22 protein-coding genes are annotated in these 22,528 nt (G+C 39.0%); 14 read left to right on the plus strand and 8 right to left on the minus strand.

What is annotated here, in order from left to right:
* Position 1 precedes the first annotated feature (1 nt).
* Both gspD and gspC read right to left on the minus strand, forming a co-directional pair.
* Positions 2 to 2,365, minus strand: coding sequence for a type II secretion system secretin GspD (gene gspD / locus SGI74_12220; protein MDZ4678261.1), 2,364 nt, complete (start codon positions 2,363 to 2,365; stop codon positions 2 to 4).
* A gap of 17 nt (positions 2,366 to 2,382) precedes the next feature.
* The gene (gene gspC / locus SGI74_12225) at positions 2,383 to 3,381 is read right to left on the minus strand and encodes a type II secretion system protein GspC (GenBank protein MDZ4678262.1); all 999 of its coding nucleotides are present in this window, start codon (positions 3,379 to 3,381) and stop codon (positions 2,383 to 2,385) included.
* Between the two features lie 220 nt (positions 3,382 to 3,601).
* Between gspC and ffh the strand changes: the two genes are divergently transcribed.
* From ffh to SGI74_12270, 9 genes are all read left to right on the plus strand, one after another.
* Positions 3,602 to 4,951 carry a signal recognition particle protein gene (gene ffh / locus SGI74_12230; GenBank protein MDZ4678263.1) on the plus strand — a complete coding sequence of 450 codons (1,350 nt, stop codon included), beginning with the start codon at positions 3,602 to 3,604 and terminating at the stop codon, positions 4,949 to 4,951.
* Positions 4,952 to 5,059: 108 nt separating this feature from the next.
* Positions 5,060 to 5,317, plus strand: coding sequence for a 30S ribosomal protein S16 (gene rpsP, locus SGI74_12235; protein MDZ4678264.1), 258 nt, complete (start codon positions 5,060 to 5,062; stop codon positions 5,315 to 5,317).
* A 3-nt stretch (positions 5,318 to 5,320) separates the two neighbouring features.
* Positions 5,321 to 5,566: a KH domain-containing protein gene (locus SGI74_12240; GenBank protein ID MDZ4678265.1), complete on the plus strand. Its 246-nt coding sequence runs from the start codon at positions 5,321 to 5,323 to the stop codon at positions 5,564 to 5,566.
* Positions 5,550 to 6,101 (plus strand): ribosome maturation factor RimM, encoded by a 552-nt coding sequence (rimM, locus tag SGI74_12245; protein ID MDZ4678266.1) that lies wholly within the window; start codon positions 5,550 to 5,552, stop codon positions 6,099 to 6,101. Before SGI74_12240 ends, rimM begins: the two co-directional genes overlap by 17 nt.
* On the plus strand, positions 6,088 to 7,377 hold the full coding sequence (gene trmD / locus SGI74_12250) for a tRNA (guanosine(37)-N1)-methyltransferase TrmD (protein ID MDZ4678267.1): 1,290 nt from the start codon (positions 6,088 to 6,090) through the stop codon (positions 7,375 to 7,377). Before rimM ends, trmD begins: the two co-directional genes overlap by 14 nt.
* 45 nt (positions 7,378 to 7,422) lie before the next feature.
* Positions 7,423 to 7,809: a 50S ribosomal protein L19 gene (gene rplS, locus SGI74_12255; GenBank protein ID MDZ4678268.1), complete on the plus strand. Its 387-nt coding sequence runs from the start codon at positions 7,423 to 7,425 to the stop codon at positions 7,807 to 7,809.
* 31 nt (positions 7,810 to 7,840) lie between these two features.
* A complete protein-coding gene (locus tag SGI74_12260) occupies positions 7,841 to 8,470 on the plus strand; it encodes a ribonuclease HII (protein ID MDZ4678269.1) in 630 nt (209 codons plus the stop codon).
* Positions 8,418 to 8,825, plus strand: coding sequence for a YraN family protein (locus tag SGI74_12265; GenBank protein MDZ4678270.1), 408 nt, complete (start codon positions 8,418 to 8,420; stop codon positions 8,823 to 8,825). Before SGI74_12260 ends, SGI74_12265 begins: the two co-directional genes overlap by 53 nt.
* Before the next feature lie 17 nt (positions 8,826 to 8,842).
* Complete coding sequence (locus SGI74_12270; GenBank protein MDZ4678271.1) at positions 8,843 to 9,316, plus strand: hypothetical protein; 474 nt, start codon at positions 8,843 to 8,845, stop codon at positions 9,314 to 9,316.
* Between the two features lie 2 nt (positions 9,317 to 9,318).
* On the opposite strand, the gene lptD is transcribed toward SGI74_12270, so the two are convergent.
* The 3 genes from lptD to rsmI all read right to left on the minus strand — a co-directional run bounded on the left by lptD (position 9,319) and on the right by rsmI (position 13,380).
* A complete protein-coding gene (lptD, locus tag SGI74_12275; protein MDZ4678272.1) occupies positions 9,319 to 11,601 on the minus strand; it encodes an LPS assembly protein LptD in 2,283 nt (760 codons plus the stop codon).
* A gap of 31 nt (positions 11,602 to 11,632) precedes the next feature.
* Entirely contained in the window at positions 11,633 to 12,400 is a 768-nt protein-coding gene (locus tag SGI74_12280) for a 3',5'-cyclic-nucleotide phosphodiesterase (GenBank protein ID MDZ4678273.1), read from the minus strand.
* Between the two features lie 89 nt (positions 12,401 to 12,489).
* Positions 12,490 to 13,380, minus strand: a complete 891-nt coding sequence (gene rsmI, locus SGI74_12285) for a 16S rRNA (cytidine(1402)-2'-O)-methyltransferase (protein ID MDZ4678274.1) — start codon at positions 13,378 to 13,380, stop codon at positions 12,490 to 12,492.
* A gap of 96 nt (positions 13,381 to 13,476) precedes the next feature.
* Between rsmI and SGI74_12290 the strand changes: the two genes are divergently transcribed.
* A complete protein-coding gene (locus SGI74_12290) occupies positions 13,477 to 13,824 on the plus strand; it encodes an STAS domain-containing protein (protein ID MDZ4678275.1) in 348 nt (115 codons plus the stop codon).
* Here SGI74_12290 and SGI74_12295 read toward each other — a convergent pair whose 3' ends face one another.
* Complete coding sequence (locus tag SGI74_12295; protein MDZ4678276.1) at positions 13,825 to 14,958, minus strand: hypothetical protein; 1,134 nt, start codon at positions 14,956 to 14,958, stop codon at positions 13,825 to 13,827. It lies immediately after the preceding gene.
* Between the two features lie 177 nt (positions 14,959 to 15,135).
* Between SGI74_12295 and SGI74_12300 the strand changes: the two genes are divergently transcribed.
* Positions 15,136 to 15,663, plus strand: a complete 528-nt coding sequence (locus SGI74_12300; protein ID MDZ4678277.1) for a hypothetical protein — start codon at positions 15,136 to 15,138, stop codon at positions 15,661 to 15,663.
* 5 nt (positions 15,664 to 15,668) lie between these two features.
* On the opposite strand, the gene SGI74_12305 is transcribed toward SGI74_12300, so the two are convergent.
* A complete protein-coding gene (locus tag SGI74_12305) occupies positions 15,669 to 16,859 on the minus strand; it encodes a vitamin K epoxide reductase family protein (protein ID MDZ4678278.1) in 1,191 nt (396 codons plus the stop codon).
* A 134-nt stretch (positions 16,860 to 16,993) separates the two neighbouring features.
* Here SGI74_12305 and SGI74_12310 point away from each other — a divergent pair, with 134 nt between their 5' ends.
* Both SGI74_12310 and SGI74_12315 read left to right on the plus strand, forming a co-directional pair.
* Entirely contained in the window at positions 16,994 to 18,592 is a 1,599-nt protein-coding gene (locus SGI74_12310) for a ChaN family lipoprotein (protein ID MDZ4678279.1), read from the plus strand.
* A gap of 2 nt (positions 18,593 to 18,594) precedes the next feature.
* The gene (locus SGI74_12315; GenBank protein MDZ4678280.1) at positions 18,595 to 20,184 is read left to right on the plus strand and encodes a GYF domain-containing protein; all 1,590 of its coding nucleotides are present in this window, start codon (positions 18,595 to 18,597) and stop codon (positions 20,182 to 20,184) included.
* A 55-nt stretch (positions 20,185 to 20,239) separates the two neighbouring features.
* Here SGI74_12315 and SGI74_12320 read toward each other — a convergent pair whose 3' ends face one another.
* Positions 20,240 to 20,512: an HU family DNA-binding protein gene (locus tag SGI74_12320; protein ID MDZ4678281.1), complete on the minus strand. Its 273-nt coding sequence runs from the start codon at positions 20,510 to 20,512 to the stop codon at positions 20,240 to 20,242.
* 160 nt (positions 20,513 to 20,672) lie between these two features.
* Between SGI74_12320 and argS the strand changes: the two genes are divergently transcribed.
* Positions 20,673 to 22,484, plus strand: a complete 1,812-nt coding sequence (gene argS / locus SGI74_12325; protein ID MDZ4678282.1) for an arginine--tRNA ligase — start codon at positions 20,673 to 20,675, stop codon at positions 22,482 to 22,484.
* Positions 22,485 to 22,528: the final 44 nt, after the last annotated feature.

Raw genomic sequence — 22,528 nt, forward strand, 5'->3', positions numbered from 1 at the left:
ATTAATTTCCCTTTGATTCTAATGGAACTGTTTTTCCATCACGTTTGAGTTTTAGCTGATCCATCGCATCACCTTGATTATCACGTCCACCAAGATTTCTTTCGATAAATCTAACGCGGTCAGTGAGTTTTTCAGTTAAATTGTTCGCGGCATCTTCTTTATTGCGAATAATCTTAGGAGTTAAAAACATCAAAAGATTTTGTTTAGAAGTTTCAGTACGTTTACTTTTAAAGAGCCACCCAATAATTGGAATGTCACCTAAGAGTGGTACTTTTGTGCTCTTAACACGTTCATCTTCTGACATCAAACCGCCGAGCACTATGGTGTCACCGTTACGTACCATCACACTTGTTTTTGCTAGACGCTTTGTTGTCGCAATAGCATTTTGTGCAAGATTGGCAGCACCTATTGATCTTCCTGATACACCTTGAATTGATTGATTGATTTCAAGTCGCATCGTATTTGACCCTGGGCTGATGTGAGGTTTGATATTAAGTTTAATAGTGAGATCTTCACGTTGAACGCTGGTGGTTGAAGTTCCGTTGGCAGCCGTTGAAGAAGAAGAACTTGTCGGAACTTTTTCACCCACCTCAATCTCAGCCTCTTCGTTATCAAGTGCCATGATTTGAGGAGTGCTTAAAATATTTGTGGTTCCTAAAGTTGAAAGAAAATTAATAAAACCAGTGAGGCTCTTAAGTGCTATGGCTGTTCCACCGCCGGGTGGAGTGATATTGACAGTTTCGCCCGCACCAAAACCTAAGACCGCACCTTCACCAGAATCAAGTGGAGGGTTAATAATATTTGCAAGTGGAAGTGATGAAAAACCTGCGCGTCCTGCTAAACTATTACCAGCAAGTGCGTAGTAACTAATGCCCCATTGTTTGATATTATCGACGTTAAGTTCCATAAAAATTCCCTCAACATAAACTTGATCACGAGCAACATCGAGTTTAGAGAGAATGGCTTGAACAACTTCATAATCTTGTTTACTTGCTGTAACTACAAGACTGTTGGTTGTTTTATCAGCAACAATTTTTACATCACCACTAAAAACTGAAGCTTTTTGTATGGGCGCTCCGCCTGGGGGGGCTGCTGAAGATTGCGCTGCTGCTTGTGCTAAACCTGAAAGTGTAGTTGAGATTTTTTCGGCATCTCCGTATCTAACATAATAAACATAAACACCGCCGGCATCTTCTGGTCTCACTTTGAAATCAAGTTTTGCTACAAGTTTTCTAATTTTTTCAATGCCTTGATTATTACCCACGACGATTAAAGAATTTGTGCGGTCATCAGGAATAACCATCGAGAATGCTTCATTGCCTTGGCTTTGTGAGCTACCAAGGGGCGTGAATCGCGGAATACCTGCTGTGAAACTGCCTTGGCCTTGAGTGGATTTACCTTTATTAATGATCTGATCAACTAGCTTTGCAATATCAGAAGATTTCGCATAGCGAATTCGAATAACTTCAAGTTGTTCTTCAAACCCAGGCACATCAAGTTGTCTTAAAATTTTCATGATGCGTTCAATATTACTTCCGTAATCAGAAATAATTAAAGTATTCGTGGGTTCATAAGGGCGCATCTCGCCAAGACGTGATTGCAACAAGGGCCCAAGGCTATTGTAAATTTCTTTTGCTTGAATATAACGTAATTGCACAATTCTTGTGATCATGGTGTCAGTATTTGGCGAATAAGTACCAGAATAAGTATCAAGATTGTCACGTACTGCATTTGCAGCTTGTTTTACTTTTAAAAATTTTCCTGAGGGCACTACAGCAAGACCGTTAATAGCGAGTGCTGACAAAAATGCTTTGTAAGCTTCAGCTACAGTGATGCGGGTAGGGGCTATGATTGTGATTTTGCCTCTCACTTGTGGATCAACGATAAAGTTTTTACCCGTGAGTTCTGAAATCGCTTTAACAATATCTGTGATCTCAGCATTGGGGTAATCAAAGCTATCGATAAGATCAGGAAAGTTTTCATCGGTGATATCTTTATCTTGCGCCTCTGACATATTAACTGGTTGTTTTGCTAAAAGATTGGGTGGTTCTTTTCTATTTCTGCGAGGTAAAGGAGACGCCCCTTTAAAAGAAGGGCTTGCAGCACTTCCAGAATCAGGAGCATTTGACGAAGGAGTATTTCCAAAACTTTTGCGATCACCAAAAGATGTTCCCGGCGGGCCTTGATTTGGTTGTTGAGGTGGATAAGTCCCAGGTGGGGGGCCATCAAATTCTTCATCATCTAAAAAGTTATCTAGATTATTAGATTGTCCAGGTGGTGGGGGGATTTGTGCACTCACTAAATTTGTGAGTAAAAATATTCCCACGAATGTTATTGTGAAAAAGGCAAGTTGTGTGTTTCGCATATGTTGATCCTTGCTCATTATCTGATGTTGTAATTAAAAGTTTCTGTCTTGCCATTACGTTCGATTGAAAGCTTTAAATTCGATTTATTTTTAAGACCATTATAAAGTTCCATTGCTTTGGCCGGACTATCTAATGCTTCTCCGTCCACACCCTTGATGACATCGCCGGGGTTAATTCCTAGTTTTCTAAATATTGAATTATCTTGGATGTCGACAATTCTAAAACCATCGACTTTTCCGCCACTCCCAGGCGCAATGTTGGGCACGGCTCTAGCTTGAGTGAGTAGTTCAGGCAAGTTGTTCATCTGCATATCTAAATCTGAACGAGTGATAGCAAAATTAGTATCACTTTCTTTCATAATAGGACCATCTTGACTTACCGCTACTGTCTTTTTTGTAAATGCAAAGACAACTTCATCTTTAATTTGAATATATTCATAGGCACCAGATTGCAGATTTCTAATAAATGCTTTTTTACGTTCCACTTTCATGAGTGTAGCCATGCCTTCAATTTCGTCATTTGGAATATAAGGCAAAACTTTTTCTGCATTGCCACTGACTTGAACTGTCGCCACACATTTTCCGGGGTTTGCATGAACGATGGTTCCCATAAGTACAAGTGGTAACGCTGATTCGCGAGCCACTCCAGGGTCAGATGAACTTTGACCTGCGACCATGACGTCTGGAATTAACCCATCACTATTAAAAATATTTCTCGCAAGTATATCGTCATAATTTGAGCGGGGCTTGTATTGAGTCACAGGGCCGATTGATTTTTTTGAAGTAGTTGTTCCCTTGGGAAGCATAAGGGATCTCAAGTTAACGGAAGTTAAATCAGCCGCCATGAGTGCAAGAATTCCGATTGCTGCATGTGGCATATATTTTTTAAATGGAAGTTGTCTAAAGCGATTAGGCTTAATAGGAAGTATAGAAGTTACTTCGGTCGATTGAAGCTTTTGGCTACCTAAAACTTGTGGCTCATTTTGCTTATTTAAAAAACGCTTGAGCCATTTCATTGTAAGTGCCTGAGGGCGGTCGATATCATCCTTGATTCTCCACGTTTAAGTCTAACTTAAACCCCGAAAGAAGGGTGGTGTTTTTTCAAAAAGTACTTCAAAATAATGCTTAGCATTAGGACCTCATTATGAAGCTTGTCACACTCGAATTGAAAGAGTATGACCAGAACTTAGAGAATGAGAATTTGACGCACAGCTTAAGTGAGAAAGTTAGGCCAAAATGTTTGAGAATCTTTCTGATAAATTAATGTCGGGTATTAAAAAAATCCGAGGTCAGGGAAAAATCACCACAGAAAATGTGGAAGCAGCACTTAAAGAAATCAGACTAGGTCTTTTAGAAGCTGATGTGAATTTTAAAGTGGTAAAACAATTTATCACTCATGTTCAAGAAAAAGCCCTTGGCCAAGAAGTCATTGGCAGTCTTACCGCCGGTCAACAAATTGTAAAAATCGTTCATGAAGAACTCGTGAATCTCATGGGTGGTGAAAACCAAGGTCTTAATTTTTCTGGCCACAGCCCGCACATTATTATGCTAGTGGGTCTTCAGGGAGCGGGTAAAACCACAACCGCTGCAAAACTTTCTTTTTTAATCAAGAAAAAGGGACGTCAACCACTTCTTGTTCCCGTTGACGTTTACAGACCTGCTGCTATTGAACAGTTAAAAACTTTAGGAAAACAAAACCAATTAGATGTTTTTGATTCTAACAGTAAACAAAAGCCCCTAGAAATTTGTAAAGCAGCACAAGAATTCGCAAAAGCAAACGGTAAAGACACATTAATTATCGATACAGCCGGACGCCTTCAAATCGATGATGAACTCATGAATGAACTTGTCGGTTTAAAATCAAATCTCACACCTTGTGAAATTCTTATTGTAGCTGACGCCATGACCGGACAAGATGCCGTTAACATTGCCCAAGGTTTTCATGAAAAATTACAAATCACAGGGGTTGTACTCACTAAACTTGATGGTGATGCTCGAGGTGGTGCAGCTCTTTCGATTAAAGCTACTACCGGTGCACCCATTAAATTTATCGGAACCAGCGAAAAAGTTTCAGGCTTAGAGCCGTTTCACCCAGAGCGCATAGCAAGTCGCATTTTAGATATGGGTGATGTTTTGTCATTAGTTGAAAAGGCGTCAGAGGTTTTTGATGAAGCTAAATCACGGGAAATGACCAAAAAATTGGGTAAAAACCAATTTACCCTTGAAGATTTTAGAGATCAGCTTAAACAGATTAAAAAACTAGGTCCATTAGAGGGGATCATGAAAATGATTCCTGGCATGGGGCAAATGTCTAAGCAACTTAAGAACATGTCGCCCCCTGATCAAGAATTAAAAAAGATTGAAGCTATTATTAACAGTATGACCCCAAAAGAGCGTGCCAAACATGAGGTTCTAAACGGCTCAAGACGTGCTCGAATAGCGCGGGGTAGTGGCACCCAAGTTAGTGACATTAATAGATTTATTAAACAATTTGAGCAAATGCAGAAGATGATGCAAATGATGACTAAAACGGGAGGCAAACGAGGCGGGCCTGGTGGATTTCCCGGTGGCGGGATGCCCTTTTAGGAAATTCCTTGAGTCATGACTTAAAATGTTGTATTTAATCGCTTTTGCTTAATATGAACTAGATTCGACGCGTCTTTTTGGAACGCGCAAAATAGGAGACTAAATTTCATGGCCGTTGTTATTCGACTTTCTCGTGCAGGAAAAACTAACACCCCACTCTACCGTGTGACCGTTGCTGATCAACGCCGATGGCGCGATGGCAAATTTTTAGCACGTGTTGGCTGGTACAATCCCTGCCGTGATGAGATGAAAACGCGTATGAAACTTGATCTTACAGCTATTGATGAATGGATCAAAAAAGGTGCTCGTCCTTCAGAAACAGTAGCGAAATTAATCAGAGATTTTCGCTCAAGCCAGGCTCAATAATCAATGGACATCACTGATTTAAAAGAACTTGTGATTTTTATGGCCAAGTCATTGGTAGATTTGCCCGATCAAGTTGAAGTCACTGAAATGGTGGGTGAACAAACCACTGTATACGAACTCAAAGTAGCAAAAGAAGATTTAGGTAAAATTATCGGTAAGCAAGGTCGCACCGCGCGTTCTTTGCGAACCATTTTGAATGCTGCGAGCACGAAGCTTAAAAAACGCAGCGTGCTTGAAATTATCGAATAAAAATTTGCGCAGTAAAAATCCCCTCATAAAAATTGGAAAAATCGTACAAGCCCATGGACTCAAGGGAGAAGTAAAAGTGTATCTTTTTTCTGGTGAAGCATCTTGGTATAAACAATTAGAATTCATTGTTTTAAATGGCGATGAATCAAAGCCCATCGAAGTAATCACAAAAACTTTTCGTAATGATCGTCTGGTTTTAAAGCTTAAAGGTGTTGATGATCGAAATTCTAGCGAAGCCCTTAAGGGTAGTGAAGTGAGTATTCTAGAGGAACTCTTAAATTCAAAAAAAGGTGAGGCCGTTTTTTTACGAGAACTTTTAGGGTTTAAAGTCATCGATAATGGTTTAGAAGTCGGCACAGTTTCAGGATTTGAGAGCACAAACTTTCAAGATATAATAATTATTGATTTAATAAATTCACAAAAAAAAGCTTTGGTTCCATTAGTTCAAGAGTTCTTGGTAAAAACTGATTTTGAGAAAAAAGAAATTCATATGAATTTGCCTACTGGTTTACTTGAGGTTAATGATGCGCTTTGATGTCATGACCATATTTCCTAAAATGTTTGAATCTCCATTTAAAGAGGGGATCGTCGGCCAAGCTATCACTTCAAATAAAATCGAACTAAAATTTTGGAATTTACGTGATCACGCAACAGATGCCCATAAGACCATTGACGATCGTCCATTTGGTGGTGGTGACGGAATGGTTATGCTTCCTGAGATGCTTAAACTTACATTAGATAAAATCCAATCAGACAAACGTCGACGCGTAATTTATCTTTCACCTCAGGGGCCAGTACTTACTCAAGAAAAAGCTAAACGCTTAGCAATTGATTATGATCAAGTTGTTCTAATCTGTGGCCGCTATGGTGGAATAGATGAACGTTTTATTGAAAACTATGTCGATGAAGAATTAAGTATTGGTGACTATGTGATTAGCGGCGGGGAGTTAGCCGCCATGGTTGTTATCGATGCGGTGGCGCGTTTTATGCCTGGAGTTTTAGGTAACGATCTCTCACCTGTTGAAGAAACATTTAAGGAGAATCTTTTAGAACAGCCTTTGTACACAAGGCCTAGAGAATTTGAAGGTAAACAGGTTCCTGAAGTATTACTTTCTGGTCATCATCAAAAAATCAAAGAATGGCAACGCTCACAGCGAATTTTAAGAACACTTAATAAGCGACCTGATTTATTGACAAAGGCTGAAGTCACAAAAGATGAAATTCTAAAAGCATCAGAGGTGCTTCCGCTGAGAAAAAATATTGCCGTGGGTCTTATTCATTACCCCGTTTACAATAAAACAGGTGAAGTGGTTGCCACAAATGTCACAAATCTAGATATTCACGACATTGCTCGGGCTTGTCGTACCTACGGAATTGACCAGTTTTATATAATCACCCCCGCTGAAGAACAATTAGCCTTCGTCGGACGAGTACTTGCCCATTGGCAATCGGGGAGAGGTACTCAATATAATCCTGTTAGAAAAGACTCACTGATTAATACAAAAACTGCTCCCAGCATAGAAGCTGCCCTTGAGGATTGGGGAGTTAAAGGCACAAAACTTGTCGCCACATCGGCTCGAGAGGTCATGGGGCCTCAAAATATCGGGTATCCAGAAATTCGAGAAAAAGCACTTAAAGAGCCGATATTCTTGGTATTTGGCACTGGCTGGGGGCTTGAAAATACCCTGGTTCGGCGTATGGATTATATTTTAGACCCCATTCGAGGTAGGGCTGGCGATGGTTTTAGGCATTTAAGTGTTAGGTCAGCTGTAAGTATCACTCTTGACCGGGTATTGGGTCCATGCTACTAAGTTTCACTCAGCTATTTTATAATATAAATTAGGAGCTTAACTCACATGGATCTCATTAAGAATTTAATTCAAAAACGTTTTAAAACTGCACCTATGGCAGCATTTCGCGCCGGTGATACCGTTCAGGTTCATGTGAAAATTGTTGAAGGCGAAAAATCACGCGTTCAAATTTACGAAGGCGTTGTTATTCGAACAAAAGCTGGTGGGCTCAGTTCAAGTTTTACTGTACGTAAAATTTCAAACGGAATTGGTGTTGAGAGAACCTTCCCATATTATGCACCAACAATTGACCGCGTAGAAGTTGTATCACGTGGTAAAACACGACGTTCAAAGCTCTATTATCTTCGTCAACTTGAAGGTAAGGCAGCTCGTTTGGACAGCGAACTTGAAATGGCTGTTTCAGTTCCTACTTCTGCTGCTGTCGCAAAATAATAATTAATTTATAACATCGAGACTCGCTTCTATGAAAAAGGCATCTTCTTTGAAAGAAGATTTAAAACCTATTGACTGGGTAACTTTTGGCGTGGAATTAACAGCGGGTGTTGACGAAGCCGGACGCGGTTGTCTTGCTGGGCCTGTCTATGCGGCGGCCGTTATTGTGCGTCCGGATTACAGTCTCAAAGGTCTCACTGATTCTAAACTAATGACTCCTGAGAAAAGATTTGAACTTGCAGTACGTATCAAAGAAGAAGCGGTATGCTGGGCTATTGGTATTGGCACTGTTGAAGAAATTGAAGAAATCAATATTCTTCATGCAAGCTTGCTTGCGATGAAGCGAGCTGTAGAGAATCTTAGCTTAAAGCCTGAGCTGCTTTTGATTGATGGAAATCAAACAATCAAAGGTCATTGGGTTCAAAAAACTTTGATCAAAGGGGATCTTCGTTGTTTGCCCATAAGTGCTGCCAGTGTGCTTGCAAAAACTCAGCGCGATATACATATGATGGAGCTTGATGAAAAATTCCCGGGTTATAAATTTGCCACACATAAAGGGTACGGGACGCTCCAGCACCGTCAAGCCATCGAAAAGCTTGGACCAAGCATTGTCCACAGGCGCCTCTTTTCTGGAGTCAGAGAATTTCTGGATTTCAAATAATAAAGTTGAACTTGGTAGACGTGGTGAACAGCTTGTCATCGAGTTGCTTCAAAACCAGGGTTTTTGTTTACGCGAGCGCAATCTAAGAACTCCCTTTGGTGAAATCGATATCATCGGAAGTTTTGATTCCACCTTACTCATCATCGAAGTTAAAACTCGACATAAGACAAGTTTAGAGAACTCTATTGCTTTGAACTTTGTGGGAAGAGTGCAACTCCAAAGACTTAAACGAGCTGCGACTTGGATATGGCAACGTGAGGGTCGCTCATTTGCTAAAATGCGCTGTGGTCTAGTGGTGGTGACTGAATGCGGCATAAGATGGTTCAATTTGCCTTTGCTTTATGACCAATGTTAAGTCGAAAATAAAGTCTGATGGTACAAACATTTAAGAATCTGACATTGAGATTATTTTTTTGCATTATATTACTGCATACATCTTTTGCTCAAGCAGCGACAGGCAAAGAATTTATTACAAGTGTGATATATGGAACACTTGCCGGAACTCTTGTGGGTGCTGCAACTTTAGCATTCACATCTAATCCTGGCGAGAACATGAATGCTGTTGCTCGAGGATCTAGTTATGGATTGTACGCAGGAATTTTATTGGGTTTGTATGTTACCTACGGTGTAGACGACATTGAAGAAGTTGAAGTAGAGCAAGGGCCAAGTGAGGGTGATCCGTTTGATCCGAACACTCCACTTCCTGAGGGTAATGATTCAAATTCACCTGACAGTGGATCATTGCTACAACAAGTATATAAAGGATTTGCTATTTATCCAATTGTGCCACAAAACGCACAAGGTTCAGTGGGCATTGGTGTTAATTTAATTCACATGCAATTCTAAGATCAAACACCTGAAGGTTTACTTAAGGTGGTTTGTTTACCTTCTCCAAAAAATATAGGAAGTTGGATCATATAACGGGGATTACCTCCGCCAAGATTTTTCTCGTACGTAAATTGAATACCCCAACATTTTCCTGGTGGTTTTAGTAATCCACCAATTGTCTGAGTAGTGAAGCTATGACTGTTAATGTCGAAATTTTGTGTTGCTGAAACATCTAAATATTTTGATATAAAATAAACTGTTAAATTCATAGCTTCAGAGCGAGTGGAAGTATCCACTCGTTTTGTAGGAAGTTGTGTGCGTGGATCACGAAATGTTGAAAGCCGTTGAGCATAACCAAATGCAATTCCATCGCCGTGTTTATTGCGAAAACCAATACTTGATGAACTTGAAGCAACGTTTTGATAAACGTAATAGCTCACATCAGAATTTGCAGTGAAATAATCGAGACGTACTGAGAGTAGAGATTGAATTTCACTCCAGGGTTCTCGTATGACGGGTATAACCTTACCTTCGTCATCGAGGGGGTCAGCTTGAGTTAAGATGAAAACGTCATAACTTTGAGCCAAGCGGTGACGAATAATCTCTCGATATTCAGTGCCTGTGTCTTTATAGGCTTTGCGAGTGAGTTTATTTGTCAAACCATAGGTAAGTACTTGGCGATCTACGAGACGATCTTTGTAATCAAATTGAATTTGATCATATTCAGTAATGGGTTGTGAACTGGTGAAGTTTAATTCTTCATTTTGCTTTTTACCAAAGAACGGATGGTTGTCTTGTTCAATATAAGGTACATAAGTAAGTGTCAGATCAGGTTCAAAGTTGTGTTTGTACCGATTTGCACGTGGGTCAATTTCTTCTCCTAAAATTGCACTCAATCTTGTTTTTGCTTGAATGCTTGTGCGAATATAACGACGCACTGCTGTTGGTTTTTTTGAATATCCGAATTGATAGTAAAGTTCTTCATAATTAATTTCTGGGAGCAAATCTAAATAATTTCCAACGCTCAAAGGGTATATCACTCGTGGGCTCACAATAAATCTTTGCCCGGTACGATAATGACCCGATGTTTTTTCATCACGAGTAGCATCAAACGTAGTATTTGCTCGAGCCAAGTTAAGATAATTTGCATTAAAACCCACGAGTAAGCCTGAATTAAAAATATTTTTAGGTAAAAACCCGTATTTAAGCTCTGGCATTCGGTGAATGGCAGTATCATTTTCACCGATAGGGTCAGACTTGATAAGACTTTGATAAAGTGAAATGTCAGTTGATAAATGTGCATTTTCTGTATTTTTTGTCACACTCAAACGGTTTTCTAGTGCTGTTTCGCCGTTACCACTAATGTCATGTGGGTAATCGTAAACATAGCGTGAATCGCGAATCAGATTTATATTTAGGTTGTTTGTATAGTTATCGGGAAGCTCAAAATGATGCTCATAATGTAATGAATATCGAGGTATAGCATATTCTCGTGCACGTGCTGTATTGGGGGAGTATCGTTCGTCGGGTTCTAGATAACGAATGTCATTTGCATAAACACCGTCATTAATAAAATTACCATTAAATTTACCCCCACTATTTTCATCTGCTAAAAATCGATATTCCACACCTGTTTTGTAACCACGGTTTTTGTAACTAGTTTCTGTAAGAGTTAAATCTTTGCTGGGGCTAATTGCCCAAAAAAAACTTTCTTGTAGAGTGAATCCATCAGTTTCACTAAAGGCAAAAGAGGGTGGCAGCAAGCCTGATTGGCGTTGTGTTTTAATGGGAATAACCATGTAGGGAAGCCATAAAACAGGGGCGCCATAAATACGAACCACGGGATTTTTAATAAATGCGTACGCCCCTGGTGTGGCATTAATTTTTGTACCTGATAATTTCCATGCCGCTGGGCAATTTATACAAGATGTGTAGCTCGCATATCTTGCTTCATATTCATCATTGCCAAGTTTATGAATTTCTTCACCTTCAATAGTTTCTTGACCCATTTGTATAAAGCCATTGGTTACAACACCTTTTTGAGTGTTGAAATTGTAATTCATTTTTTCGGCTCTCATATATTCACGAGGTGAAATGTAAATAACGTTTCCAACAGCAATGACATCGTTGGTAATCAAGTTGATGGTAGCTCTGTCACAAGTGAGTTGCTCAACACCTCTGATGATTTTTACATTTCCGACAAGATCTGCGATTTGGCCAGGTTTACTCGTGTATTGATCTGCATCCACAAAAACAGAAGGAGTTTGGGCCCCTGTAGTGATGCTACCAATGAAGAGGATCATCAAAAAAAGATATAAACTGCGACTTAGTTCACTAGAATTCAAACTCATCTTCCTGATGGAGTAAGTGCATTCGTTTGGGTGCCAAACGATGAAACTCGTCCATCAGCTCCTCAAAGAAACGAGGTTTGAAATGAGCGATATAAATGGGGACATCTTTATTGTTTAATTTTTCAAGATCACCTAACAATTGATCTATGGTGAAATGCCCACTCACTCTTGCCATGGCTTCCATTTCATTTGGAAAACTAATTTCTGTGAATACGGCTTGTAGGTTTTTGCAGCGATTGGCAATATCCCATAATTCTTGTGTAGGGCCAGTGTCACCACTAAAAACAATTTGTTTTTTTCCGTCATCTAACACATATCCAATTGCTTCACCTGGATGGTTCACGCGCATGTAATGTATGGTGAGGTCTTCATGTACCATACCTTGTTCAATGGGAATGAATTTGATCAGTGCTTTTTTATGTTCTTTATCGACATAAATCTTAGAAAAATCTGGCCATAAAATATCGTTGAGCATGTGTTTATGAATGCTGTTTAGAATTTCAGCTGTACTACGAATGTTGAGTACTGCACGATGTTCATAAAACGAATTTTCTACTAGAAAACAAATGTCTTTGATGTGATCGATATGGGGATGTGTAATGAAAATATCTTCGATTTCAGTTTGTCTTCTTGGGGAAAGGGCGGAGGCTGCAGAGCCTGCATCAATTAAAAAGCGATCGTTCACCATATAACAAGATGTTCGATAACCTGGTGCTACTCCGCCATGACAACCTAAGATGCGTATCTTCATCGGCTTTTATTTTTTGTAATTTCCCCTCGACTTATTAGGCTTTGAAAGAGGGCTATTGTCAAATGTTTAAACGCTGCGACATTTGACCTTTATGCGGGATCAATCAACTTTTTTAAACGAGTGATGAGATCATAAAGTTGCTTGCGTGAGAGAGCAGTTGTTGTTTGTAACCGTTCTAAGATATCTGATGCCGAAAAACCTTCGCCGAGTAATTTTGAGACTGCTTTTTCTGTATCAGTGGAACCTAATTGTTCAGGCGTTGCACCTTTAAATAAGATGACAAATTCTCCGCGAGGTTCGTTCACCTGAAAATGATTTCTGATTTCTGATAGAGTTTGAACTTTTACCTCTTCATAGGCTTTTGTGAGCTCACGGCAAGCAACGGTTTGTGTTTTTCCGCCAAAGATTTCTTCTGCATCATCCAGCATTTCTCTCAATCGATGAGGAGATTCAAAAAAAACTAAGTTTTCAGAAAAACTTTTATAATGTTTTAAAAGCTGTTGGCGCGCTCCACGTTGTGAGGGTAAAAATCCGCCGAAGAAAAAAGTATTCCCACCTAACGCCGCGACACTTAAGGCCGCTGTCAGGCTACTGGGGCCTGGAACAGGAATGACTGTATACCCGGCACTTCTCGCAGCATTGATTATTTTATAACCAGGGTCATTTATCAGTGGGGTACCGGCATCAGAGGCGAGTGCAACATCTTTACCTTCACTTAATAATACTAGTAGCCCTTTGGTGGAGGCATCTTCATTATGATCATGATACGAGAACACTTTTTGAGGTTTGATTCCGACCTTGGCTAATTCTTTTTTGAGTACTCGAGTATCTTCTGCAGCAATAACATCCACTGCTTTTAAGACTTGTTTTGCGCGATCAGTCCAGTCTAGGTGGTTGCCAATGGGGGTTGCTACGACAAAGAGTGTTCCCTGTAAGTTCTTGGAATTGTTTTTCTTTTCTTTTGGCTTTGTGGACTTCATTATTCTCACCTTGAGTTAAAAGTTATCTCCAGCCTATACTGGTATATGTAACGGGTCAATGAAGCGTATGTGAACTTGGTAGGAGGTTTTAGAAGTATGCAAGCAAAGATTAGAAAAAACGGTGATATCACTGTAGTTGAACTCAAAGGACGTCTTGATTTTGAGACAGCTGAGCCTTTTCGTGAAACATGCCAAGATATTTTGACTAATAGCAAAGTGGTTTTTAATTTAGAAGGCTTAAGTTTCGTAGGTTCTAGTGGAATCGGGGCGTTTGTAAATACACTACGTGAATTCTCTAAAAGTAGTCCAGTTCCGCCAAAATTTTGTAATGTGAAATCTGAATTTCGAAAAGTTTTTAAAGCGACTGATGATGAGGCTGCATTTCAAGTATTTGATGATGAAAAAGCAGCATTAACCAGTTTTAATGACAAAATTTCGATTTAATTAATCAATAATTTGTAAATCGCCACGCTCTGAAATCAGCTGCTCAGTAATCGCATAGTTTGAGTTATCGCGTTCTTCATTTTCATCTGATGAAAGAGTGTGAGAAATGCGGCTAGATTGTGCGCTTAATTCATCGATGATTTTTGTCCATCGGTTCATAAATTGCTCAAGATTTTTTCTGTCTAGAAGTTTTTCATCAGCGATATTTAGTTTTGACTGTGCGGGCTGTTGTTCTTGTATCTTTTTTGATTTTTCGATGAGTTGTTCTGCATATCTTTTGTCTTTGAGTCGTGAGTTTTCTTGTTCTAATGCTGAAATTTTAGAACGAAAATTTTCTCTTTCATGTGTAAGTTTATCATCCAATTCATGAATCTGCTTTTGTGCCTTTGTAGCAGAATTCGTGAGTTCGGAATTGAGTGCCGCAATGCCTGCTTCTCTGATTTGAACTTCACGTAATTGATTTTGATAGAGTAAGTTTTCATCTCGCATTTGAGAAAATCTTGATTGCATTTCACGCATTGCATCGCCCATGTGTGATATTTGGGTAGTGTATGCATTTATTGTTCGCTGTGCTTCATCGAGTTGCAAATTACGTTGGTTAAATTCTTCTGCCAAATTACGAAATTGTGTATTGGCTTGTTCCATGGTCGCTTCAGCTTGGCCAAGTTTTGACGTAACACTTTTAAATGCTTCTTCGTGAGCTGAAATAGAAATTCGAAGTGTTTCATTTTCAATTTGAAGAGTGTTCATTGCTCTTTCAGTTGAAACTAAGCTTTTTCTTGTAAGATCGAGATTGTCGATTAATATCTGGTCGCTAATTTTGGCATGGTTGTAAACTTGTCTAGCGCGGATTTTATAACGTTTGTAATTTGAAATAATTCTTAATAGTTTTTCATTAAAATTAATAAGTTCAAGATATTTTGAATAAATCTCAGCCGAACTTATTTCGGCTTGTTTGCGATCTTCAATTGCTGATTGATATATTATATAATCTACAGTGGATGGCTGTTTCTCAACATATTGAGATTGCACGAAAGTATGTATAGGCTCATCGACAATGAATTTTGTTAATAAGAAATCTGGTGGTGCCGGCATTGCACCATTTATTTTAATTTTATTATCAGTATTTGACATGTTTGCCCTCCTCCGTGAAGGTCATACTGAACATAGTCTAGCAGATCCTAAGTCTTATAAACTAGACAAAATAACGAATAAAAATTTACTTCTAGACTGATGTCTAGTGGCTGGTCTTGTACTTTATAAATGTGTGGTGTGTTCCGATAAAGGAATCGGTGATAAAAGGAGTCTCTTGTGGCTAAAGCACAAAGCACTGAGCAAAAATATGAATTTGTAGTTGGTACATATGCTGAAATCGGTGTTTTTCAGCATGAAGCTTTATCTGCAGTTGCTGAAGGAAGATACGAAGATGCTGTCGTAAAGATTAGTGAATACCAAAAAAGAAAAGCCCACGTAGTGATGCATAAAGCAAAAACTGAACGTCTCTTTGATCATGCACGAGAACTTATCTCTGCCATTAAAGCTAAAAAAACATTTCCTAATTTGACTAGCCCTCCACAAAGTAAACAGGACGAAATTCAACAAAAAGCCCATGAAAATTGGAATGATCTTAAAGCAACATTACGAAGAGTAAAAGCGATTGAAGCTGAGATATCGCTTCAAGATGCGAGAAGTAGTATTTGGGTTATCCGAGCACTTATACTTTCAACGATGGTTATTCTAGGATGCTTCATTATCAACGAGGCATTTAGATCTTTTGGAAAATCATTTTCCGTTGTTCTTGACGATATGATTAAATTAATTATGTCAGAACTTTTCTAAATAAATTATTTCTTTATGTCTTTAAGGGCTGCTTCTAAAACAGGAATCATAAAACCTGCTGGTAACAGTCTGCCGTTTACAAAAACTGTCGGAGTGCCTTCAAGACCTGCTAATCGAGCTCGTTCAATTTGGCTTGCAAGTTCGTTCATAACCGATGGATCTTCAAGGCAAGTTTTATACTGATTTTTATCAAGCTTTAGATCATCTGCCATAGTATCAATCATTTGAGCATTTAATGTTTCTTGTCTTTCGTATATCCAATCATGAGCAGCGAAAAATTTATTTTGGCGATGGGCACAAAGCGATGCTTTGGCAAATGAGCAAGAAAGTGAATGCCCGCCTGCGCCTTTCATATTGGGATTGCAACTAGGGTCTAGAGGGTAATTTTGAAAAATAAATCGAACATCATTTTTATGTGCATTTGTAAAAGCATGTATTGAAGGCGCAGCACGCTTGCAATGTCCGCATTGAAAATCTGCGAATTCAACGATTTGCATTGGTGCGGAGCTGTTACCCATCTCTGGTGCGTTGGTGATGCTGAAATTGTATTGTGTGTTTGACTTCCAATCAGCCAGGCTTTGATTGATCATTGGAGTAAGGTCTTTGATTCCTTGTGTGAGCATCCCATGTGCAAGCACACTACCGATAGGAATAATAAAAAGTACAAATAACACGCCTCGTGCACCACCTGCATCTGCTGATTTAAAAAGTGAACGCAGATCCTGAGCGAAATACTTTTTTGCTCCAGTTAAACGTGTAAGTTTGTAGCCGCACAAAAAGCTTACACCGGCCACAATGTAGAGACCGATGCAAAAGAGACAATATATTTTTAATAAAAATGTTGAGACTATGGCTAAAAACGCGCTGTAAATTACATTTCCTAAAGTTAAATAGTAATAATAGCGCGCCAATTTTCTTTTTTCTTCTTCATCAAAAGCTCTAATGCCTAAAAGTAAAAGTAACTGAACAAGAAAAGCCATAAAAGCAATCAGCGCCACGGGGATGCCAAATAATTCGCTATAGTTACTCGTGTTTACAGCATCACAATCAAGTGTTGAACTCACGTTGCAAACACTTTTAGTCCCGCTCATTCCGTAGAGAAGGTCGTAGTGATGGGAGGTCAAATATCCACTGAGAATGAGACCGATGAAAAGAAATACTGCGCCTAATGTGATCCAACGATTTTGAGTTGCCATAGGAGTCATATAATGAAGCTAAGATATGAAAGAATCAAGCACTTAGCCTCAAGTCTAGGTAAATATTGCTTCATTAAAAGGGCTTGTGCCATTTACAATTTAACTAAGGCTTGTTGTTCTTATGGAAGGGAATTGTGACGCCACGAAAGCAGCTTTTAAAAATGCAACGCATCATACTGAAGCAGCTCAAGGCTTCAGTGCACCGACTTGAAGGCCCCGAAGCTCCCTCACTTGCTAGTTATTATCGTGCCTATAAACGTGAATTTAGAAATTATCAAAAAATTTCAAATAAAAAAGAATTACTCGTGGCTGTTCGCCAAGCAGACATAGTTTTTGGAGGCGATTTTCATCCCTTTGCACAAAGCCAACGTACTCATTTGCGCATTTTGCGTGAACTTGTCAAAAACAAACGCCCTGTTGTCTTGGCTTTAGAGGCCATTGATTCTCGTCATCAAATTTTTATTCAAAAATATCTCCAAGGTAAAATTGATGACAAAACTTTTTTAAAGAAAATAAATTATTTTGGTTCATGGGGATTCCCTTGGGAGAATTATAAGATTTTATTTGATCTGGCTAAAAAACATGGCCTTGAGGTTTATGGGATTAATCAGACAATGCATGATCGAAAGAAAAAAGATTTACTCCTAAGAGATAGCCATTCAGCTTCGCAAATTGCTCAGTTACGTAAACTTCATGGGAAATCACTCATCTATGTTATCTATGGAGATCTTCATTTAGCTAGTCGTCATTTACCAAGACTGACAAAGAGTATTTTAGGAAAAGCCGATCAATCAAGATTTGTCACTGTCTTTCAAAATTCTGAAACTCTATACTGGAAGCTTGCTCAAAAAAACCTTGAAGAAAAAGTAGATGTACTTAAACTTCGCACAGACGCTTATTGTGTGGTGAATTCTCCTCCTTGGCTAAAATGGCAGGCGTATTTAAATTTTTTAGAAAATTCAATTGATCGAGATGTTAATGATATTCGTGATAAAATTGATTACAGTGAGCCATTAACAAATATTATTGAAATGATTCGCCAATTATTGAAGCTCAATGGGAAATTTTTTGATTTCAATGTTTACCCAAAAGGTGATGCTCGTTTAGCCGCACATTTAAGCAAACATCTTAGTAAATCAGAGCTTATGTGGGTGGAAAGACTTATTAAACAAGAAAAAAACTTCTTCATTGCTAATCCTCCAACATTTTATTTTCCAAATTTTGGGGTCAACCATGCAGCCTCTCTTGCGGGAAAGTATATACACGCCAAGGTGAGGGGGGAAAAACGATCACATTATAAATTCCCAAAAGACTTTGTTCCTTCTATTTGGATAGAGGCTATTGGTTTTTTTTCAAGCAAGGTGATGAACAATCGAAGAAAATTTAACATGATGAGTGATTTACCAACCCACCATCGTGTCACGTTGTTAGTATTAGATCAAAAATTGAGAGAGCAGATATCTTACAAAACTGGTGATATGCTTAAGCTTGGTACGAAACGACGAGGTTGGAAATCAATGGATTACGCTGAAGCAAGTCAAATTCTTGGAGCTCATTTGGGTAATAAAATTTATTCGAGTTTTCACAGTGGAGTTTTAAATATTGTAGAACTTCAAAGGTGGCTTCGACTTCCCGTTGCGTATACTCCGCGATTTTTAAAATCTTATATGGCTATTGTAAACAGCTTGCGCTCAGTGCCTGACAAACAGCGTAGCAAAAATGAGAGGTTATAAGCATGGTTACGGAAAATAATGGGAAGATTTGGTACGTAGTTGTCAATGGTAAGGCTGATGGCCCTCATCCTATAGATGAAATTCAAAGTCGGCTTAAAGCTGGTAAATTGAATTACACTGATTTAGTTTTTAGACCCGGGCTTACGCGGTGGGTACCACTTGCAGAGTGTGCGGAGTTTGAAAGAAGGGCTGAATCTATTACTCAAACATCCGGCAAGCCCGATATTCCAAATGATCAAGATGTAAACGGCTGGATTCTGCTTGTGAAACATACAAATGCAGAAGGTAAAGAAAATTATATTCAAAGTGGCCCTCACTTACCTGACCAAATTATTGAAAAACTCGCACGGGGTGAGGTGAAGTACGACGATCATGCATGGCAAAAAGGTCTTAAAACATGGAGTTCCCTCGGGAGCATCGAAGAATTTGAACGAAGAAGCCCCATGGATCACGCCAAGGGACCCATGCCAGAGTTAAGTTCACCCCCATTAACTTCTCCAGAGTTAACTGTAACGGAAGCTCCTTTAATTGCCGCTACAACTGCTTTTGATGATGAAAAAACAGCGTCTGCAGTTGAGACTCAAAATGTTGCGGTAGCATCAAACTTAGAAACAATTGCAAATGAAGATGTAACGCCTTCAACTCCAAAACTTCATCATAGACGACGTCTCATCATTGCTACTAGCGGTGCAGTCTTTGGGATGGCACTTGCTTTTGCCGGGGTACAGGCTTATCAGCAGAGTTTAGAACAAGTTGCACCTCCCGGTATACCCGAGCGTGTTGTGGCAAGCCAAAAAACACAAGTTGAAGTGCCTAGTGTTCAGGTGCCCGTACATCCTGAAGTTCAAAATCCAGTAGAAGTACCACCAAGCCTAAAAATTGTGGTTTTAAAGCCCACGAGTCCTAAGCCTCAATTACTTTTTGAAACGAATTTACAAGGTGGGGCAGTTATTGATCTTGAAATAACTGCAGAGCTAGGTGCAATTTTAAAGTATCCGACATTTTCACTTAAGAAAAAAATAACTGTTGTTGCTGGGCAAATGCCTTCTATTGATTTGGCGGCTGAAAATCTACCGCCGGGAGAATATAAGGCTTCAGCTAATGCCGGAACTCTTTTGGCACAAACAAAAATTAATCTAGGCGTTCAAGACATTGCTTTTAAGAAAAAATTAGCGGTTTTCAAAAAATCCGTCGTGAAACAAGCCCTAAACGAAAAAAAGCAATTAAATCGCGGTGTGGGATTTTTAACAAAAAGTTACAGCACCATGACTGCCCAATATAAAAAAGTAAAAAGCTCAAACAATGCTTTACTTAAGAAAAAATGGGCGGCTTCATTAAATATTTGGCGTAAGCAGCATGTTAAAGAGTCTCAATTTGTAAAAGAAGTTAATGAAAGAACCTATAACAAGTATGCATACCCTGATCAACTGATGCGCTATAAAACGCTCAATAAAGAACTTTTCGAGATTGCTAAAAACTATGATCAGAACATTAAAACAGGACGTCAAATAGCTAGTGCGGAAGTCAATGTAGATCAATTCAAGGGTCGCCTTGGACAACTTCAAAAAGATATAAAACGTCTTAAAAAATAAAAGCCGCTCATAATAGCGGCTTTCAACAAAATTCTTATCAATACTACTTAATTGCTTAATTCACTTGTTCTTTAAATTCTTTACCAGCCTTAAAACGTGGAACGCGGCTCGCAGGAATGGTGATGGCTGCTCCTGTTTGCGGATTTCTACCTGTGCGTGCTTTTCGTTTTCCGCGGCTGAATGTTCCAAAACCCACTAGTTTCACGTCGTCGCCTTTGGCTACTGTTTTTTTGATGATTTCTATGGTGTTGTCGAGTAGCAATTCGGTCTGAGCCTTTGTAATTTTTGATTCAGTGGCGATTTTTTCGACGAGTTGGGCTTTGTTCATTAAGAACCTCCGTTAGGTGTTTTGTGACGTGCTAAATTGTGTGGTGACGAAGAGTGAAACTAATGATTTTTTTAAAAAGGGTCAAGTTGTTTTTAGAAAAAATATTATTTAAACAAAAAATTTTAAAGTCGAGTACAATTTAAAAACTATGTTGACAAAAATGAAAAAAATTCTAGCAACGCAACTGAGTTCTGAGCTCAATCAATCAGAACAAGAGATTGTCACGCTGCTCGAAACCCCCAAAGATGCATCTCACGGAGATTTGGCGTTTCCATGTTTTGCGCAGTCAAAGTTATTGCGCAAGTCGCCTATGATTATTGCTCAAGAATATGCATTTAAATTTGAAAAAAACTTACCCCATGGTTTTAAAAAAGCTCAGAACATCGGAGGATACATAAATTTTTTCTATGATGAAAAATTCTGGATTAAAACTGTTTTTGATGAAATCCAAATCAAAAAATTAAAGTTAGGGGACAATCTTAATATTGGTGCTGGTAAAACCGCTGTGTTTGACTACTCATCACCAAACGTTGCAAAGCCTATGAGTATTGGCCATTTACGTTCTACTGTTATTGGGCAAGCGTTGGTGAACATTCATAAAGCCATGGGTTATAAAACAATCGGCATTAATTATTTGGGTGATTGGGGAGTGCAATTTGGCAAATTAGCTTGGGCTCATCTCAATAAGACCCAGCTTCTCAAAATGGCCATGACAAATTCAGCTCAAATCATTGGAAATGGTTTTAAAGACGATCTTTGGGCTAAACTTATTAGCGATATCGAAACAAAAACTGATACTTCATTTGATTATCTCTATGCCCTCTATGTTGTTTTTCATGCCCTTGCGGAATTTGAACCTGTTTTAGAAGATTATGGACGTGATTATTTTTTGCGACTTGAGAACAGACAAAGTTCAGAGTCAAAAAAAGATCCTCTTAACACACGCATAGAAGAGACATGGAAGAAATTCGTCGATATCTCACTTATTGAATACAATAGAGTCTATGAACTTTTGGGCATTCAACATGATCTCATTCGTGGTGAATCATTTCATGAGCCAGAACTACCTGGAGTTGTAGCATCGCTGAGTCAAAATGGCTTACTTAAGATGAGTGAAGGTGCGCAAATCGTTGACCTTGACGCTTACAATATGCCTCCTTGTTTAATTCAAAAATCTGATGGTGCAACTCTTTATGCGACTCGCGACATTGCCGCTGCAAGCTATCGGCATGATATTCTTAAAGCGCAAAAACTTATTTATGTCGTAGGTGCAGAACAGGGTCTGCATTTTAAGCAGCTCTTTAAGGTTTTAGAGCTCATGGGGCATGATTGGGCAAAAGATTGTGTGCATGTCCCATTTGGACTTTATCGATTTAAAGATGGAAAAATGTCAACCAGACGCGGCAATGTTGTTTTTTTAGAAGATGTTCTTGATCGTGCTGTTGAACTCGTTAGGCAGATCATTAAAGAAAAAAATCCAGATCTTAAAGACCCCGAATCAGTGGCTAGGGCTGTTGGAACGGGGGCCGTAGTGTTTAATGATTTGATGAATGATCGGGTTAAAAATATAGATTTTGATTGGACCAGGCTTTTAGATTTTAACGGCGACACGGGGCCCTATGTTCAATACACACACGTGAGGTGTTGTAGTGTTATTAGTAAATGGAACAAAGAACTTCCCAAAATCGATGAAGCTTTAGAATTAACTGAGAAGCTTGAATTGGAAGTAATTCGAACTTTAGGAAGATTCAATGACATTGTAAGGCTCTCTTATGAACAACTTAAACCAAACTGGATTGCGCAATACCTCCTAGACTTAAGTAAAGCGTTTAACGCTTTTTATTATGAGCATCGTATTCTTGAAGGTGACTTGAAAGTTCAAAATTCTCGCATATTGCTTGTTGATTCCACTCGCCTTGCACTTCGTCGAGGTCTAGAGCTCTTAGGAGTTCAAACACCAGAAGCAATGTAAAAGTTAAGGCCATCCGCAGTTAAAAAAAGCCACTGATCCCTAAA

The sequence above is a fragment of the Oligoflexia bacterium genome, from assembly GCA_034439615.1.
Taxonomy (GTDB): Bacteria; Bdellovibrionota; Bdellovibrionia; order JABDDW01; family JABDDW01; genus JAWXAT01.

Coding starts and splice junctions, on each gene's coding strand:
- gspD (MDZ4678261.1), bottom strand. CDS start 2,365: ATGCGAAACACACAACTTGCCTTTTTCACAATAACATTCGTGGGAATA.
- gspC (MDZ4678262.1), bottom strand. CDS start 3,381: ATGAAATGGCTCAAGCGTTTTTTAAATAAGCAAAATGAGCCACAAGTT.
- ffh (MDZ4678263.1), top strand. CDS start 3,602: ATGTTTGAGAATCTTTCTGATAAATTAATGTCGGGTATTAAAAAAATC.
- rpsP (MDZ4678264.1), top strand. CDS start 5,060: ATGGCCGTTGTTATTCGACTTTCTCGTGCAGGAAAAACTAACACCCCA.
- SGI74_12240 (MDZ4678265.1), top strand. CDS start 5,321: ATGGACATCACTGATTTAAAAGAACTTGTGATTTTTATGGCCAAGTCA.
- trmD (MDZ4678267.1), top strand. CDS start 6,088: ATGATGCGCTTTGATGTCATGACCATATTTCCTAAAATGTTTGAATCT.
- rplS (MDZ4678268.1), top strand. CDS start 7,423: ATGGATCTCATTAAGAATTTAATTCAAAAACGTTTTAAAACTGCACCT.
- SGI74_12260 (MDZ4678269.1), top strand. CDS start 7,841: ATGAAAAAGGCATCTTCTTTGAAAGAAGATTTAAAACCTATTGACTGG.
- SGI74_12270 (MDZ4678271.1), top strand. CDS start 8,843: ATGGTACAAACATTTAAGAATCTGACATTGAGATTATTTTTTTGCATT.
- lptD (MDZ4678272.1), bottom strand. CDS start 11,601: ATGATCCTCTTCATTGGTAGCATCACTACAGGGGCCCAAACTCCTTCT.
- SGI74_12280 (MDZ4678273.1), bottom strand. CDS start 12,400: ATGAAGATACGCATCTTAGGTTGTCATGGCGGAGTAGCACCAGGTTAT.
- rsmI (MDZ4678274.1), bottom strand. CDS start 13,380: ATGAAGTCCACAAAGCCAAAAGAAAAGAAAAACAATTCCAAGAACTTA.
- SGI74_12290 (MDZ4678275.1), top strand. CDS start 13,477: ATGCAAGCAAAGATTAGAAAAAACGGTGATATCACTGTAGTTGAACTC.
- SGI74_12295 (MDZ4678276.1), bottom strand. CDS start 14,958: ATGTCAAATACTGATAATAAAATTAAAATAAATGGTGCAATGCCGGCA.
- SGI74_12305 (MDZ4678278.1), bottom strand. CDS start 16,859: ATGGCAACTCAAAATCGTTGGATCACATTAGGCGCAGTATTTCTTTTC.
- SGI74_12315 (MDZ4678280.1), top strand. CDS start 18,595: ATGGTTACGGAAAATAATGGGAAGATTTGGTACGTAGTTGTCAATGGT.
- SGI74_12320 (MDZ4678281.1), bottom strand. CDS start 20,512: ATGAACAAAGCCCAACTCGTCGAAAAAATCGCCACTGAATCAAAAATT.
- argS (MDZ4678282.1), top strand. CDS start 20,673: ATGAAAAAAATTCTAGCAACGCAACTGAGTTCTGAGCTCAATCAATCA.